The following is a 14,937-nucleotide window of genomic DNA, read 5'->3' on the forward strand; positions in this document are numbered from 1 at the left end:
GACGCCCGACACGCCATAGGCCAGCAGGATGTCGTTCGCGTACTTGCCCAGGTCGATCATGCAGCCTGCGCCTGCACGGTCAGGGCTTGCAGGCGGCGGCGGCGCAACTCGGTGCGCGTGCGCACCAGCACCAGCGCCACGAACAGGGCGACGAACCCCGCCATGGTCAGCACCAGCGGCTGCCAGAACACGTCGGATATGTTCTCCTCCGCGTCGAGCGACAGCGACGCGCCCTGATGCAGGCCCTGGTTCCAGAACTGTGCGGCGTAGCGCGACACGACCGCGAAGACCGTCCCCACGAGGCACAGGATCGCGGTCAGGTCGGCCGCCCCGTCGGGGGATTCGACCGCCGACCAAAGTGCTATGTAGCCCAGATAGAACAGTGCCAGGATCAGGAACGCCGTCAGGCGCGGGTCCCATTCCCAATACGTCCCCCACATCGGCTTGCCCCAGATCGCCCCCGTCGCCAGGGCCACGACGGTCATCACCAGCCCCACGGGCGCGGCGGCGCGCGCGGCCAGGGCGCTGACGTGGTGCCGTCGGATCAGCCAGATCAGCGACGCGACGAGCATCATGAACCAGGCGTTGATGGCGAGGAACGCGCTGGGCACGTGAAGATAGATGATCTTCACCGAATGCCCCATGCGGAAGTCCTCCGGCGTGAAGAAGAACCCCCAGACCAGACCGACGCCGCACAGGGCCGCCGCCAGGCCCCAGGCCCATGGCAGGACGCGGCCCGACAGGGCCATGAACTTCCGCGGGTTGGCGTATTCCCAAAGCGACATGGCGCGGAACCTATGGGGCCGGGCAGGGGGCCGCAACCGCCCGCGGGACCCCTCACCGCAGGTTGATGCGAAGTGCCGCGGCCGCCGCGAAGGGCAGGCCCGCCAGCGCCGCCAGCGTCACGGCGCCCAGCAGTGCCAGGGGCGTCGACGGGTCCAGCCCCGCCGCCGCCCGGCGGACCACGTCGGCCCCGAAGACGAGCGTGGGGATGCATAGCGGCAGGACCAGAAGTGACAGCAGGAGCGATCCCCGCTTCAGCCCGACCGTCAGCGCCGCGCCGAACGTGCCGATCATCGAAAGCGCCGGCGTGCCCAGCGCCAGCGACGCGACCAGCCAGGGCACGGCCGGGCCGGGCAGGAACAACAGCGGCGCCAGGACGGGGGCGGCGACGGTCAGGGGCGCCCCGGTGGTCAGCCAATGCGCCGCCGCCTTCGCCGCCGCCGTCCCCTCCGCCGGCAGGGGCGCGGTCAGGAGCAGGTCCAGCGTCCCGTCCTCCGCGTCGAGCGCGAACAGGCGGTCCAGCGACAGCAGGCAGGCCAGCACCGCGCCCAGCCACAGGATCCCGGGCGCGACGGGGGCCAGGACGTCCGCGCGCGGCCCCACGCCCAGCGCGGTCAGGGTCACGAAGGTCAGGAAGAAGACCAGCGCCAGCCCCGCGCCCCCGCCCGCGCGCAGGGCCAGCGTCAGGTCGCGCCGGACCAGCCCGATCATTCGATGGCGTCCGCGAAGGCCGCATCCGCGACCGACGCACCGACCGCCTGGGCGAAGGCCGCGACGTCCAGCGCCTGCGTGCCGGGCAGACCCAAAGCGACGTGGGTCGCGATCAGCGCGGACCCCCCGCCGGCCAGATGCCGCGCGACCCGCGTCCCGAACGCTTCGACCGACGCGGCGTCGAGCGACACGGTCGGCTCGTCCAACAGCCAGACGGGGCGTCCGGTCACTAACAGGCGGGCCAGCCCCGCGCGCCGCGTCTGCCCCGCCGACAGGTCGGCCGCCCGCCGTCCGGCCAGGGGGCGCAGGGCGAAGGCGTCCAGCGCCTCCTCCACCGTGCCCGGATCGGCGCCGAAGACGCCCGCCCAGAAGCGCAGGTTCTCCCCCACCGTCAGCTGCCCCTTCAGGCCGTCGGCGTGTCCCGCGAAGGCGAAGGCGTCGGGCGGTGCGTCCACCGTGCCGCGCGGGGGCGGGGCCAGCCCGGCCAGGGTGCGCAACAGCGTCGTCTTGCCCGATCCGTTGGGGCCCGTCAGCCGCACGGCCCGGCCCGCGCCCACGCGGAAGGTCACGCCCGTCAGGACGTCGCGCGCGCCCCGCCGGCAGGTCAGATCAGTGACGCCCCAGTCCATCCGCGCGGGTTAGCGCGGCCCGGGCCCGTTGGCCACCGCGCCCGCCCGCCGCAGCCCCGCGTCACATCGCGAAGCTGACCCCGCAGCCGCAGGACGAGGCGGCGTTCGGGTTATCGACCGTGAAGCGCGATCCCACCAGTTCCTCCGTGAAGTCGATGGTCGCGCCACCCAGGAAGGGCAGCGAGGTGGGGTCCACGACGACCCGCTCGCCCGCGCCTTCGAGCACGGTGTCGTCGCCCGCCGGCGCGTCCAGCGCGATGGCGTACTGGAACCCGCTGCATCCGCCCCCTTCGACGGCCACGCGCAGGGCCTTGCCCTCGGCGGCGGCGCCGATCTCGGCCAGGCGTTCGAACGCGCGGGGCGTGACGCGGGGGGGCAGGGTCAGGTCCATGGCGGCGCCTTCGGTGTAAATCGCAGCTTAACGGCATATATGCGGGGTCACAGACGTCGCAAGTGAAGTGCCATGTTCCCGCCCCGCGCGCCCTATGCCTGCGACCCCGCCGCCAGCCGCGGCCGCCTCCATCCCGAACCGCCCAGCCAGCATCGCAGCGCGTTCCAGCGCGACCGCGACCGCATCGTGCATTGCGGCGCGTTCCGCCGGCTGAAGCACAAGACGCAGGTCTTCGTGGAACACGAGGGCGACCATTACCGCACCCGGCTGACCCATTCGATCGAGGTCGCGCAGGTCGCGCGAACGATCTCCAAGGCGCTGGGGCTGGAGGAGGAGCTGGCCGAATCGGTCGCGCTCGCCCACGACCTGGGCCACACCCCCTTCGGCCATACCGGCGAGGAGGCGCTGGCGCGCAGGATGGCCCCCTTCGGCGGGTTCGACCACAACGCCCAAGCCATCCGCGTCGTCACCCGCCTCGAACGCCACTATGCCGATTGGGACGGCCTGAACCTGACCTGGGAGACGCTGGAGGGGATCGCAAAGCACAACGGCCCCGTGCCCGCGCCGCACCCCCATGCCATCGCCGAATACGACGCGGTCCACGACCTGGCGCTGCACACCCATGCGGGCGCCGAAGCGCAGGTCGCGGCCCTGTCCGACGACATCGCGTATTCGCACCACGACCTGCACGACGGCCTGCGCGCCGGGCTGTTCACCGACGCGGAGCTGCGCGAGATGCCCCTGGTCGGCCCCTGCTATGCCGCCGCCGACCGGGACCACCCCGGCATCCCGTCCTATCGCAAGCGGCACGAGGCGCTGCGCCGCTACTTCGGGGTCCTGGTGGAGGACGTGCTGGCGAACGCCCGCGGGGCCCTGGCGGCGCTGGACCCGGCCGGCCCCGACGACGTCCGGGCCGCGGGCCACATGGTGGTGCGCTTCTCCGACCCCGTCTGGGCCGACCTGAAGGTCATGCGTGCCTTCCTGTTCCAGCGCATGTACCGCGCCCCCCGCGTGGTCGCCATGCGCGCCCGCGTGACCCAGGTGACGGACGAGCTGTTCGACTTCTTCCTGACCAACCCGGAGGAACTGCCCAAGCACTGGCGCAACGAGATCGCGACGGCGGAGGCCGAAGGCGAGGCGGCGCTCGCGCGGTTCGTGTGCGACTACATCGCGGGCATGACGGACCGCTTCGCCATCCAGTCCCACGCCCGCCTGCTGGGGGGCGTTCCAGGCCTGTCCTGACCCCTGCGGTTTTGGGTTGCGATGCCCGCCCCGCTGCCCTATCCCCCGCCGCACGGTTGGGGTGTAGCCAAGCGGTAAGGCAGCGGTTTTTGGTACCGTGTACCGTAGGTTCGAATCCTACCACCCCAGCCAGTCCTCCCGATATCTCCGAGATCGAAACGACGGCGTCCGGTATCGGCCGACGCCGAATACGGGACCTGTCTGGGCGGGCCATCGGATGCCGCCGCCGACCGAAGCGGCCTCGGATGCCGTGGGCGATGCAGGACGGCGCTGCCGCGTATGCACGGGGGGTGCATGGGGGGCGTCCCCTGCGAACGGTCGGGTCCCTGATTCCACGACGCGACGGGAATCGGGGATTGCAACGACACGGCGACCCGTTACCGTCGCTCCGACCGACATCGGGGAGGGATGCGCGGTTTGGACTTCCTGTTCTACATGGGCGACGTCTTCGCCCCGGTCAGCTTCGCGCTCCTGCTGTTCGGAACGGTATTCGGGCTGATCCTGGGCGCCACGCCCGGCCTGTCGCCGACCATGACGGTCGCCCTGATGATCCCCTTCACCTTCCGCCTGGAACCGCAGCAGGGCCTCATCCTGCTGGGCGCCGCCTATACCTCCACCGTCGCGGGCGGGGCCGTCAGCGCCATCCTCCTGAAGATCCCGGGCGCGCCGGCGAACATCGCCACCACGCTCGACGGACACGCGATGGCGAAGAACGGCGAAGGCGCCCGCGCCCTGCAACTGTCGTTCCTGGCCAGCGCCGTGGGCGGCGTGTTCGGGGTGATGCTGTTGATCTTCCTGACCCCCGTCCTGGCAGGCTGGGCCCTGGCCTTCGGGCCGTCGGAGCTGTTCTGGTTGGCCATCCTGGGCGTCACGGTGATCGGGACACTGGATTCGTCCAGCGTCGTGAAGGGCTTGCTGTCCGGCTGCATCGGCCTTTGGCTGGCCACGATCGGCTTCGACGACATCATGGGGGCGCAGCGGTTCATCTTCCACGACGCCGTGGCGGGCGGCATCAACGTCATCCCAGCCCTGATCGGCCTGTTCGCGATCCCCCAGGTGATCGCCATGTTCGCGCGCGGCCGCACCGATCCGGGGGCGGAGGTCATCGCCGTCCGCCGCCATCCCATCGGCTCCGCCCTGCGCGAGCTGCTGGGCCGAAAGGCGCCCCTGGCCATCGGCACCGCGATCGGGTCCGTGATCGGCCTGATCCCCGGCGTGGGCGGACAGATCGCGGGGCTCGTGGCCTATGACCAATCGAAGAAGTTCTCGCGCGAATCCAGCAAGTTCGGAACCGGCCATCCCGAAGGCATCATCGCCGCGGAGAGCGCGAACAACGCCATGGTCGGCCCGTCGCTCGTGCCGCTGCTGACCCTGTCGATCCCCGGGTCCCCCACGGCCGCGGTGCTGCTCGGGGGCCTGCTGATCCACGGCATCTTCCCTGGTCCGCAACTGTTCACCAACTACCCGCAGGTGGTCTGGCCCTTCATCAACTCGATGCTCGTGGGGCAGGTCCTGATGTGCATGTTCGGCCTGCTGATCGCGGGATTGGCCGCCAAGGTCGCCAAGGTGCCCCACGGCGTCATGGCCGCCGTCGTGCTGGGCCTCGCGGTGTTCGGCAGCTATTCGGTGCAGCACTCCATGGGCGACGTGTACGTGATGGCGACGCTCGGGATCGGGATGTATTTCCTGGAACGCTTCGGCTTCTCCGCCGCGCCGCTGGTCCTGGGCCTGATCCTGGGTCCCATCGCGGAGGCCAACTTCATCCAGGGCAGCATGATCGCGAACGCGACCGTGGGCGTGTGGAACTACTTCTTCACGGGCTGGATGAACTGGGTCCTGATCGCTATCGTGGCGGGATCCGTCGGCTATTCCGCCTGGATGGAGGTCCGGTCGCGCCGGTACACCTCCAAGGAGGAGATGCTGGCATGACGGACCTGCCGCGCAGCCAACACGTCGTCGCGAGCGGGATCATCGCCGCCGTCGGCCTGTCGGTCGCGTGGATCAGCTGGACACAGGAACCCGCGGCCGCGTTCGTGTTTCCCCGCCTGATCGCCACCGTGTTCGCCGTGCTGGCGGTCTGGACCTTCCTGAAGGCCCTGACCGGGCGGACGAAGGTCGGCGCCGGCCTGTCGGGGCAGGCGGTGCGCCAACTGGCCCCGGGGCTCGTCGTCACCCTGGTCTACGTCTTCTGGGCGGCGCAGGCGATCGGCTTCTATACGGCGACGGCCCTCACCGTGTTGATATTGCTTGTCCTCTACGACCCCGCGCCGCACGGTCGCGCGGGCACGTGGGCGAAGCGCATCGCCATCACGGCGGGGTTCGTTGCGGTGATGTACGGATTGTTCGCGGGGGTGCTGAACGTGTTCACCCCGCGGGAGGTGTTCTTCTGACCCGCGGGAGGCGGGGCAGGGACAAACGGGAGGGAAGACCATGAAGACATTCATCGCAGGGATCGCAGCGGGCCTGATCGCCGCCACGGGCGCAGGGGCCGACGGGCACGACAGCTATCCGGACCGGCCGGTCATGCTGATGGTCAGCTACGGCGCGGGCGGAGCGACGGACTTCCAGGCGCGCATCGTCACCATGACGGCGGGCAACGAGGACGCGCTGGGCATGCCCATCGCCATCGTGAACCGCCCCGGCGCGGGCGGGCGCGTCGGTTGGAACTGGCTGGCCACCCAGGCGGAGGCCGACGGCTACACGCTGGGGGCCTACAACGTGCCGCACTTCATCGCGCAATCGATCGAGGGCGGCGTCAGCTATTCGGCGGACGACTTCGAGCCCATTGCCAACTGGGGCGCGGATCCGGCGGTGTTCGTCGTCGCGGCGGACAGCGAGTTCGACAGCATGGAGGACGTGATCGCCTTCGCCGAGGCGAACCCCGGCGGTCTGACGTTCAGCGGCGCGGGACTGTTCGTGGGCCACCACATCGCGGCCTTGCAGCTCGAAAAGGCCGCCGGCGTCGAGCTGGCCTATATCCCGAACAATTCCGGCGGCGCGGGGGCCATGCGCGCCGTCATCGCGGGCGAGGTGATGGGCGGAGTGAACAATCTGTCCGACGCGTTCCGCGCGCAGGAGGCGGGGACCGTGAAGATCCTCGGCGTCTTCGACACGGAACGGTCCGACTTCCTGCCCGACGTGCCGACGATGCAGGAGCAGGGCTACGAGATCGACGACGCGTCGGTGAACTATCGCGGCGTGATGGTGCCCGCGGGCACGCCCCAGCCCATCATCGACCGTCTGGCCGAGATCGTGCCGGCCATGTTCGAGAACGCGCGCGTCCAGTCCCGCATGGAAGCGGGCGGCTCGCCGATGGAGATCATGACCCGGGACGAGGTGCAGCAGATGTGGTCCGACCGGCAGGAGACGCTGGAAGCCCTGCTGGCCGATCTGTAACGCCACCGGGCGGGGCCGCACCGGTCCCGCCTGCCCGATGGGGGATCGCCGCATGAACGCCCACGACGACCTGGCTGAGATCGACGCCATCGTGGCCCGCGCCCGAGCCGCGCAGCGGCGTTACGAACGCGACGGCTCGCAGGAGTTGTATGACCGGGCGGCCGCGGCGGCGGCCTGGGCGATCATGGAACCCGAGCGCAATCGGACGCTGGCCGAGTTGGCGGTGCGAACCACCGGGCTGGGCAACGTCCCCGACAAGGTCACCAAGAACCATCGCAAGACCCTGGGCCTGATGCGCGATCTCGCCGGGGCGAAGACCTTCGGCGTGGTCCGCGACGATCCCGAGACCGGGATCACGGAGATCGCCCGCCCCCTGGGCGTCATCGGCGCCGTGGTGCCGTCCACCAATCCCGGCGCCACGCCGGCCAACAACGTCGTCAACGCCTTGAAATGCGGCAATGCCATCGTCGTGTCCCCGTCGCCCAAGGGCGTCCCGACCTGCGAGGCGCTTCTCGGATACGTCCATGCGGAGTTCGCGAAGGCCGGGATCGACCCCGACCTGGTCCAGATGGTTCCGGGCCGTGGGTCCAAGGAACGGACCCAGCGCCTGTTGGAGGTCGCGGACACGATTGTCGTCACGGGCAGCCAGAACAACGTGCGCCGTGCCTATACCTCCGGGACCCCGGCCCTGGCGGTGGGGGCGGGCAACGTCGCGGTGATCGTGGACGAGACGGCGGACCTGGGGGATGCGGCGGCGAAGATCGCCGACAGCAAGTGCTTCGACAACGCCACCTCGTGCTCGTCCGAGAACGCGGTCGTCGTGGTGAATGCCGCGTATGACGCGTTCGTCGAAGCCATGGCAGCGGTGGGTGGGGCGACCGTTTCCGACGATGCCTCCGTCGTCGCGGCCCTCTGGCCGGGCGGCAGGTTGAACCCGCGCGCCGTCGCAAAGGACGCGGACGTCCTGATCGACGCGCTCGGCCTGGCGGGACGGGTGCCGGACGGCACCCGCTTCGTCGCGGTCGAGACCCGGGGCATCGGTCCGGCCCATCCCCTGTCGGGCGAAAAGCTGAGCCGCGTGCTGGCCCTCTACCGGGCGCGCGACTTCGACGACGCCGTTCGGATCGTCGGCGAACTGCAGGCCCACCAGGGCGCGGGCCATTCGGTCGGCATCCACAGCACCGATCCGGACCGCCCGATGGTCCTGGCGCGTTCCATCCCGACCAGCCGCGTGATCGTGAACCAGGCCCATACCTTCGCCACCGGAGGATCGTTCACGAACGGGATGCCGTTCAGCCTGTCGATGGGCTGCGGATCCTGGGGCGGCAACTCGATCGACCACAACCTGCATTGGCGGGACTTCATACAGACCACAAAGATCGTGCGCGAGATCCCCGCCCGCGAGCCTTCGGTGGAGGAGGTCTTCGCGCGTTACTGGGCGGAGGTCGGGCGGTGATCCTGGACCGGAACGCGCCGCCCCGGGGCACGGTGCGGGACTGGTTGGACCACCGTGCCGCGCAGGGCGGCACCGCCGCGGTGTTCCCCGAGATGGGGGAAGATCTGACCTGGTTCGACTTGCGGGTCGAGGCCGCGCGGATCGGCCGGGGACTTGCGGCGGAGGGCATCGCCAAGGGGGAGTCGGTCGCCATCGTCCATCCCAACGGGCGGGACGGACTGATCGCGCTCTATGGGGCGCTGTACGGTGGATTCCGGGCGACGATGGTGAACCTGGCCGCCGGGCCGGACGCGATCGGATACGCGTTGGACCATTCGGGCGCGCGGGTCGCGTTCGTGCATCCGGACCATGCGGAGGGTATCGCCGCCGTGGCGCCCGACGGATTGCGGACGGTGCGGAGCGACCTCGACGGGGCGGGCGAACTGCACCCGCTGGACCCGGACGACCATGCGCTGCTGATGTACACGAGCGGCACGACGGGGCGACCCAAGGGCGTGGTCCATTCCCATGCCAGCCTGCTCGCCGGGGGCTGGACCAGTGCTGTGGCGCACGGGTTGGGACCCGAGGACCGGGGGTTCTGCATCCTGCCGATCTATCACATCAACGGGCTGTGCGTGACGGTGATGGGCGCGCTCGTGTCCGGCGGGTCGCTGGCCGTCGTTGCGCGGTTCTCGGCCGGGCAATTCTGGGACCAGGCGGGGCGGGCGGGCGTGACCTGGTTCAGTGCGGTCCCCACGATCGTGAGCCACCTGCTGCACGGGCCCGCCGAACCGGATACCGCCACGGTGGACCGTATCCGGTTCGGACGGTCGGCATCGTCGGCCCTGGCGGTCGAGACGCAGGGGGCGTTCGAGGCCCGCTTCCGCATCCCGATCGTCGAGACGATGGGCCTGACCGAGACGGCGGCCCAGATCCTGTCGAACCCCCTGCCGCCGGGAACACGCAAGGTCGGCTCCCCCGGCATCGGCTTCGGCTGCGAGGTCCGGATCCTTCGGGACGATCTGACCGAGGCGTCGCGGGGTCAGGAGGGGGAGATCGCGGTCCGGGGTCCGAACGTCATGCGCGAGTACCTGCACGATCCCGATGCGACGACGGCGACCTTCGCGGGCGACTGGCTGCGGACCGGCGATCTGGGGCGGATGGACGCGGACGGCTACGTCTTCGTGACCGGACGGCTGAAGGAGCTCATCATCAAGGGTGGCGAGAACATCGCGCCGCGCGAGGTGGACGAGGTGCTCTATTCCGATGCGGACGTGGTCGAGGCCGCCGCCTTCGCCCGCCCCTGCGCGCGCTATGGCGAACGCGTGGAAGCTGCGGTCGCGCTGCGGGACGGCGCATCCGCGACGCCGGACGGGCTCGTCGCGCTTTGCCGGGACCGCCTGGGCCCGTTCAAGGCGCCGGACCGGATCCACGTTCTGCCCGAACTGCCCAAGGGACCCTCGGGAAAGATCCAGCGGTTGAAGCTGTGCGACCTGTTGGATGCCGGCGACTGACGGCTGGCGGCGCTACGCGGTCTATTGGCTGCCGGACGGTCCGCTTGGTGATGCGGGCGCATCGTGGCTGGGCTGGGACGCGCGGATGGGTCGCGCGGTGTCGGCGGGCGATCCGGCGGCTGCGGGCCCGGCGCGATACGGGTTCCACGCGACGATCCGTGCGCCGTTCCGATTGGCCGACGGGGTGGGGCGGGCGGACATGCTGGCTGCGATCCGAACGGTGGCCGCGCGGTGGTCGCCCTTCGATCTGGGGAGACTGACGGTACGGCGGGTCGGACGGCATCTGGCCCTGATCCCGGACCGCAATCCCTCCGCCTTGGCCGCTGCCGTGGTCCGGGCCACCGACGGCCTTCGCCGACCGCCGAGCGTCGGGGAGCTGGACCGCCGCCGGGCCGCCGGCTTGACGCCCGAACAGGACGCCCTGCTGATCCGCTGGGGCTATCCCCACGTGATGGACCGGTTCGACCTGCACCTGACCCTTGCCGGTCCCGATCCGGATGCGGGTGCGATGGACCGTGCAAAGGCGGCGTTCGCCGCCGCGTCCGGCCCTCACCGGATCCGCGCTCTCACCCTCGTGGGGGAGGACCGGGACGGCCGCTTCCATCGCATCGCGGACGTGCCCCTGTCGGGGCGGCCCGTTCCACCTGCCGACACGACATTGTAGGACCGGCGGGACATACTTCCCGGGGGACACATGAAACGGTCGCGCATCAACGAACTGATCGCCGAGGGGCACGACATGATCCGCCGTCACGGCTTCGTGCTGCCGCCGTTCGCGCACTGGTCCCCCGATGCGTTCCGCGAGAACGCGGAACGGGCCCGCGCCGTGATCGAAGCGCGCTGCGGCTGGGACGTGACGGATTACGGGGCGGGCGCGTATGACCGGATGGGGTTGTTCCTGTTCACGCTGCGCAACGGCCGGCTGGAGGATCTGGGGCGCGGGGGCGGCATGTGCTATGCCGAGAAGCTGCTGATCTCGAAGCGGGATCAACTGTCTCCCATGCATACCCACGTCGTGAAGGCGGAGGACATCATCAATCGCGGGGGCGCGACGCTCGTCGTCGAGTTGTTCGGCTCCGACGACGCGGGGCGGTTCGCCGAAGACCGGGGCGGCACGGTCTGGTGCGATGGCATCCGTCGCAACTTCGCCCCCGGCGACAAGCTTCGATTGGCTCCGGGGGAAAGCGTGACGCTGATGCCGGGCGACTGGCATGCGTTCTGGGGCGAGGACGGCGACGTCCTGATCGGCGAGGTCAGCACCGTCAACGACGACGAGACGGACAACGTGTTCCGCGATCCGATCGGTCGCTTCGCGGCGGTGGAGGAGGACGAGGCACCGGTCCATCTGCTCGTCAGCGACTACGCCTCCCTCCTTCCGGCGGCGTAGCGGATCACGGATCGTTCACGGGCCAATCGGCGCGCGATGGCCTAGTCGGCAGACGGCCGGGCACCACGACGGGACTTCGACCGATGCAGACGACCCCCATGCTGACGCGCGACCTGCTGCTGATCGGCGGCGGCCATGCGCATGCCCTCGTCCTGCGCCGTTGGGGCATGGCGCCCCTGCCGGGGGTCCGGCTGACCGTGGTGAACCCGGGTCCCGTCGCACCATATACCGGAATGCTACCGGGATACGTCGCCGGCCATTATCGGCGCGACGAGTTGGAGATCGACCTCCACCGCCTCTGCCGGTTCGCTGGCGCGACGCTGATCGATGGCGCCGTGACGGGCATCGATGCGGAGACGCGGTGCGTGACGGTGCCGGGGCGGGCGCCGGTCGCCTATGACGTCGCATCGATCGACGTGGGGATCACGTCGGACATGCCAGATGTGCCCGGGTTCGCGGATCATGCGATCGCGGCGAAGCCCCTCGGACCCTTCGCGAGGCGGTGGCGGGCGTTTCTGGACGTTTCGGAAGGGCCCGGCCGCGTGGCCGTGATCGGCGGCGGCGTGGCCGGCGCGGAACTGGCGATGGCGATGGCGCATGCCTTGCGCGCCGCGGGGCGTTCGGCGGTGGTCACGGTACTGGAACGGGGTCCGGGCGTGTCCGGGATGGGACGCAAGGCGGCGGCGATCGTCGCGGACCGTATGGAGAAGCTGGGCATCGTCGTCCGGGGGGGCATCGCGGTCGATCGTATCGAGGCCGATGCGGTCGTCCTGGCGGATGGGGACAGGGTCGCATCGGACCTGACCGTGGGCGCGGCCGGCGCACGGCCCCACGGTTGGCTGGCGGCATCCGGGCTGCCGGTGACGGACGGATACGTCGATGTGAACGGCACCCTCGGGGTCGTGGGGAGGGACGACCTGTTCGCGGCCGGCGACTGCGTGAACCTGACCCACGCAGCCCGTCCGAAGGCCGGCGTCTTCGCCGTTCGCGCGGCGCCCATCCTGCACGCGAACCTTTGCGCCGCACTGACCAGCAGCCCCATGCGTCGCTTCCGTCCGCAGCGCACGTATCTGAAGTTGGTCTCCCTCGGCGGGAGGGACGCGGTGGCGGAGAAGGGGCGTGTGACCTTGCGGGGGCCGTGGCTCTGGCGCGTGAAGGATCGCATCGATCGGTCGTTCATGGACCGCCTGACGGACCTGCCCCGCATGACGCCGGACACGCCTCGGTCGGTCGGGGTCGATGCGATCGAACCCCTTTGCGGGGCTTGCGGGTCGAAGGTCGCGTCGGGCGTCCTGGCTCGCGCGCTGGCCCGATTGCCGCGCCCGCGACGCGACGACATCCTGTCCGGACCGGGCGACGATGCGGCGATCCTGTCGGTCGGCGGAGGGGTCCAAGTCGTCACGACGGACCATCTGCGTGCGTTCGCCGACGATCCCGTCGTGATGGTCCGCATCGCGTTCCATCACGCGCTGGGCGACGTGCAGGCGATGGGGGCGGAACCGCAGGCCGTCCTCGCATCCCTGACGCTGCCCCACATGATGGAGGCGTTGCAGGCGCGGTGGATGGACCAGGTCATGGCCGCGCTGGCGGAGGAGGTCGCCGGGACCGGTGCGGCCCTCGTGGGCGGCCACAGCACGATGGGCGCGGAGGCGACGTTCGGCTTCACGATCACGGGCCTGTGCGACCGTCCCCCCCTGGGCCACCACGGGGCACGGGCGGGCGACGCGATCGTCCTGACCCGACCCCTGGGCGCGGGCGTGATCCTGGCGGGCGCGATGCGGGGCCTGGCATCGGGGCGCGACCTGGCCGCTCTGCTCGACTTGCTGCAACGGCCGCAGGGGGATGCGGCCTCGATCCTGATGGACGCCCACGCCCTGACGGACGTCACGGGGTTCGGGCTGGCCGGACATCTGGCGAATCTATGCCAGGCGTCCGGTGTCGGGGCGTCGATGAATCCGGACGCATTGCGCTTCCACGACGGCGCCGAGGGGCTGGCGGCGCAAGGCCTGCGGTCCACGATCTGGACCGCGAACCGGCGGGCCGCCCCGGTCGCGGGGGCGGGGGACGATCCACGCTCCATCCTCCTGCACGATCCCCAGACGGCGGGGGGGTTCCTCGCGGCGGTCGAGGCCGACAGTGCCCGTGACCTCGTCGCGCGCCTGCGGGCGGTCGGTCACCCGGCCTCCGTGATCGGATCGTTCGAGGAGGGGGCTGGTCTGCGTCTGGCCCTCCGTCCGGGGTCCTAACTGCCGATCCCGTCGACGATGCGCGCCGCCGTGCGCGCCAAGGTCGCCTCGTCCAAGTGTTCCATCGCGACCGCCAAGACGGTCGGTCGCGGCTTGCGGCCCCGCGCATAGGCCGGGTCGTAGTGATGCTCGATCAGCCCTTCGCACAGTGCCGCGAAGTCGCCCGCCCGGGCAAGGTCGTGCCAACCCTCCACCAGATCACGCGGTCGATAGGGCCGCAGCGCGTCGATGCGCGCGGCCAGCCGGTCGGCATCCGCCGTGAGGTCGGGATACGCGTCGATCAGGTGCCGTGCGCGGGCGGCGAGGGGGGCGGTCAGGCGGACGGCATCGGCTTCGCCCATCGCGCGCCAGAGCGAGGGAGGCAGCAGGATGCGTCCGATCGCGTTGCTTTCCGCTTCGACGAAGACGGGACGGACGGGATCGAGCTCGGCGATCCGCCGCAGGAGGCGCGATTCGAACATCTTCTGCGAGGGTTGGTCTCGCCCCCATCCGCCGAAGTTCGACCCCCTGTGGTCGGCCAACCCTTCGAGGTCCAGCACCTGCGCCCCCGCGGCGGCGAGATGGTTCAACAGGCGCGTCTTCGCCGTCCCCGTCCCCCCGTCGATCACGATGACCGGACAAGGAAATGCCGTATCGTAGAGCGCGGTCTTCACCGCCCGGCGATAGCTTCGATAGCCGCCGTCCAAGACCTCCACCCGCCAGCCGACCTGCGACAGGATCGTCGCGAAGCTGCCCGATCTCTGTCCGCCCCGCCAACAATAGATCAGCGGACGCCACGATCCATCACGGTCCGCGAGCGGGCCTTCGAGGTGACACGCGGCGTTCCGGGACACCAGGGCTGCTCCGACCTTGCGGGCGAGGAACCGATCCTGGCGGACGTAGATCGTGCCCACCCTCGCGCGTTCGGCGTCCGACAGGACGGGCAGGTTGATTGCGCCGGGAATGTGATCCTCCGCGTACTCGGACGGGGCGCGGACATCGACGACGTCGTCGAATGGCAGGGCGCCGAGGTCGGGAAACGCGGGAAGGGCGAAGGACATGGTCCCGCCCATACGGCATGTCCCGGTTCGGGCCAATCGCACGCCGGGTCTTGGAATCCGGACGGGGCCTTGCCAGTGATCCCCCGACGGTCCCGTGTCGGTGACGGAGTGGGGCATCATGAGTCCCATCCCCGATTGGTTCCGCCGACTTCCCATCCTGGGC

At 70.5% G+C, this 14,937-nt stretch carries 14 protein-coding genes and 1 tRNA gene; 10 read left to right on the forward strand and 5 right to left on the reverse strand.

What is annotated here, in order from left to right; translation table 11 throughout:
- Positions 1 to 56: 56 nt before the first annotated feature.
- The 4 genes from ccmC to P0084_RS18235 form a co-directional block, all read right to left on the reverse strand.
- On the reverse strand, positions 57 to 785 hold the full coding sequence (gene ccmC, locus P0084_RS18220) for a heme ABC transporter permease CcmC (RefSeq protein WP_308918319.1): 729 nt from the start codon (positions 783 to 785) through the stop codon (positions 57 to 59).
- A 52-nt stretch (positions 786 to 837) separates the two neighbouring features.
- Positions 838 to 1,494 (reverse strand): heme exporter protein CcmB, encoded by a 657-nt coding sequence (gene ccmB / locus P0084_RS18225; protein ID WP_308918320.1) that lies wholly within the window; start codon positions 1,492 to 1,494, stop codon positions 838 to 840.
- Positions 1,491 to 2,123: a heme ABC exporter ATP-binding protein CcmA gene (ccmA, locus tag P0084_RS18230; RefSeq protein WP_308918321.1), complete on the reverse strand. Its 633-nt coding sequence runs from the start codon at positions 2,121 to 2,123 to the stop codon at positions 1,491 to 1,493. The genes ccmB and ccmA overlap by 4 nt, the downstream gene beginning before the upstream one ends.
- Before the next feature lie 61 nt (positions 2,124 to 2,184).
- Positions 2,185 to 2,508: a HesB/IscA family protein gene (locus P0084_RS18235; RefSeq protein ID WP_308918331.1), complete on the reverse strand. Its 324-nt coding sequence runs from the start codon at positions 2,506 to 2,508 to the stop codon at positions 2,185 to 2,187.
- A 78-nt stretch (positions 2,509 to 2,586) separates the two neighbouring features.
- On the opposite strand from P0084_RS18235, the gene P0084_RS18240 reads away from it, so the two are divergent.
- The 10 genes from P0084_RS18240 to selD all read left to right on the forward strand — a co-directional run bounded on the left by P0084_RS18240 (position 2,587) and on the right by selD (position 13,734).
- Positions 2,587 to 3,756 carry a deoxyguanosinetriphosphate triphosphohydrolase gene (locus P0084_RS18240; RefSeq protein WP_308918322.1) on the forward strand — a complete coding sequence of 390 codons (1,170 nt, stop codon included), beginning with the start codon at positions 2,587 to 2,589 and terminating at the stop codon, positions 3,754 to 3,756.
- 57 nt (positions 3,757 to 3,813) lie between these two features.
- A tRNA-Gln gene (locus P0084_RS18245) sits at positions 3,814 to 3,888 on the forward strand.
- 276 nt (positions 3,889 to 4,164) lie between these two features.
- Positions 4,165 to 5,685 (forward strand): tripartite tricarboxylate transporter permease, encoded by a 1,521-nt coding sequence (locus P0084_RS18250; RefSeq protein ID WP_374213711.1) that lies wholly within the window; start codon positions 4,165 to 4,167, stop codon positions 5,683 to 5,685.
- The gene (locus P0084_RS18255; protein WP_308918323.1) at positions 5,682 to 6,146 is read left to right on the forward strand and encodes a tripartite tricarboxylate transporter TctB family protein; all 465 of its coding nucleotides are present in this window, start codon (positions 5,682 to 5,684) and stop codon (positions 6,144 to 6,146) included. Before P0084_RS18250 ends, P0084_RS18255 begins: the two co-directional genes overlap by 4 nt.
- Before the next feature lie 40 nt (positions 6,147 to 6,186).
- Entirely contained in the window at positions 6,187 to 7,152 is a 966-nt protein-coding gene (locus tag P0084_RS18260) for a tripartite tricarboxylate transporter substrate binding protein (protein WP_308918324.1), read from the forward strand.
- Positions 7,153 to 7,204: 52 nt separating this feature from the next.
- Positions 7,205 to 8,608: an acylating sulfoacetaldehyde dehydrogenase gene (gene sauS, locus P0084_RS18265; protein WP_308918325.1), complete on the forward strand. Its 1,404-nt coding sequence runs from the start codon at positions 7,205 to 7,207 to the stop codon at positions 8,606 to 8,608.
- Entirely contained in the window at positions 8,605 to 10,101 is a 1,497-nt protein-coding gene (locus P0084_RS18270; protein WP_308918326.1) for an AMP-binding protein, read from the forward strand. The genes sauS and P0084_RS18270 overlap by 4 nt, the downstream gene beginning before the upstream one ends.
- Entirely contained in the window at positions 10,088 to 10,765 is a 678-nt protein-coding gene (locus tag P0084_RS18275; protein WP_308918327.1) for a DUF1045 domain-containing protein, read from the forward strand. The genes P0084_RS18270 and P0084_RS18275 overlap by 14 nt, the downstream gene beginning before the upstream one ends.
- 30 nt (positions 10,766 to 10,795) lie before the next feature.
- Positions 10,796 to 11,488 carry a D-lyxose/D-mannose family sugar isomerase gene (locus P0084_RS18280; protein WP_308918328.1) on the forward strand — a complete coding sequence of 231 codons (693 nt, stop codon included), beginning with the start codon at positions 10,796 to 10,798 and terminating at the stop codon, positions 11,486 to 11,488.
- Between the two features lie 83 nt (positions 11,489 to 11,571).
- Positions 11,572 to 13,734: a selenide, water dikinase SelD gene (selD, locus tag P0084_RS18285; RefSeq protein WP_308918329.1), complete on the forward strand. Its 2,163-nt coding sequence runs from the start codon at positions 11,572 to 11,574 to the stop codon at positions 13,732 to 13,734.
- Here selD and mnmH read toward each other — a convergent pair.
- Positions 13,731 to 14,774 (reverse strand): tRNA 2-selenouridine(34) synthase MnmH, encoded by a 1,044-nt coding sequence (gene mnmH / locus P0084_RS18290; protein WP_308918330.1) that lies wholly within the window; start codon positions 14,772 to 14,774, stop codon positions 13,731 to 13,733. The two genes, selD and mnmH, sit on opposite strands and share 4 nt — an antisense overlap.
- Between the last annotated feature and the right edge of the window lie 163 nt (positions 14,775 to 14,937).

The organism is Jannaschia maritima (assembly GCF_030973515.1).
GTDB classification, from domain to species: Bacteria; Pseudomonadota; Alphaproteobacteria; order Rhodobacterales; family Rhodobacteraceae; genus Jannaschia; species Jannaschia maritima.

What these genes read in the sequence shown, in the direction of transcription:
- ccmC (WP_308918319.1), bottom strand. Translation starts at nt 785, where the DNA reads ATGTCGCTTTGGGAATACGCCAACCCGCGGAAGTTCATGGCCCTGTCG.
- ccmB (WP_308918320.1), bottom strand. Translation starts at nt 1,494, where the DNA reads ATGATCGGGCTGGTCCGGCGCGACCTGACGCTGGCCCTGCGCGCGGGC.
- ccmA (WP_308918321.1), bottom strand. Translation starts at nt 2,123, where the DNA reads ATGGACTGGGGCGTCACTGATCTGACCTGCCGGCGGGGCGCGCGCGAC.
- P0084_RS18240 (WP_308918322.1), top strand. Translation starts at nt 2,587, where the DNA reads ATGTTCCCGCCCCGCGCGCCCTATGCCTGCGACCCCGCCGCCAGCCGC.
- P0084_RS18250 (WP_374213711.1), top strand. Translation starts at nt 4,165, where the DNA reads ATGCGCGGTTTGGACTTCCTGTTCTACATGGGCGACGTCTTCGCCCCG.
- P0084_RS18255 (WP_308918323.1), top strand. Translation starts at nt 5,682, where the DNA reads ATGACGGACCTGCCGCGCAGCCAACACGTCGTCGCGAGCGGGATCATC.
- P0084_RS18260 (WP_308918324.1), top strand. Translation starts at nt 6,187, where the DNA reads ATGAAGACATTCATCGCAGGGATCGCAGCGGGCCTGATCGCCGCCACG.
- sauS (WP_308918325.1), top strand. Translation starts at nt 7,205, where the DNA reads ATGAACGCCCACGACGACCTGGCTGAGATCGACGCCATCGTGGCCCGC.
- P0084_RS18275 (WP_308918327.1), top strand. Translation starts at nt 10,088, where the DNA reads ATGCCGGCGACTGACGGCTGGCGGCGCTACGCGGTCTATTGGCTGCCG.
- P0084_RS18280 (WP_308918328.1), top strand. Translation starts at nt 10,796, where the DNA reads ATGAAACGGTCGCGCATCAACGAACTGATCGCCGAGGGGCACGACATG.
- selD (WP_308918329.1), top strand. Translation starts at nt 11,572, where the DNA reads ATGCAGACGACCCCCATGCTGACGCGCGACCTGCTGCTGATCGGCGGC.
- mnmH (WP_308918330.1), bottom strand. Translation starts at nt 14,774, where the DNA reads ATGTCCTTCGCCCTTCCCGCGTTTCCCGACCTCGGCGCCCTGCCATTC.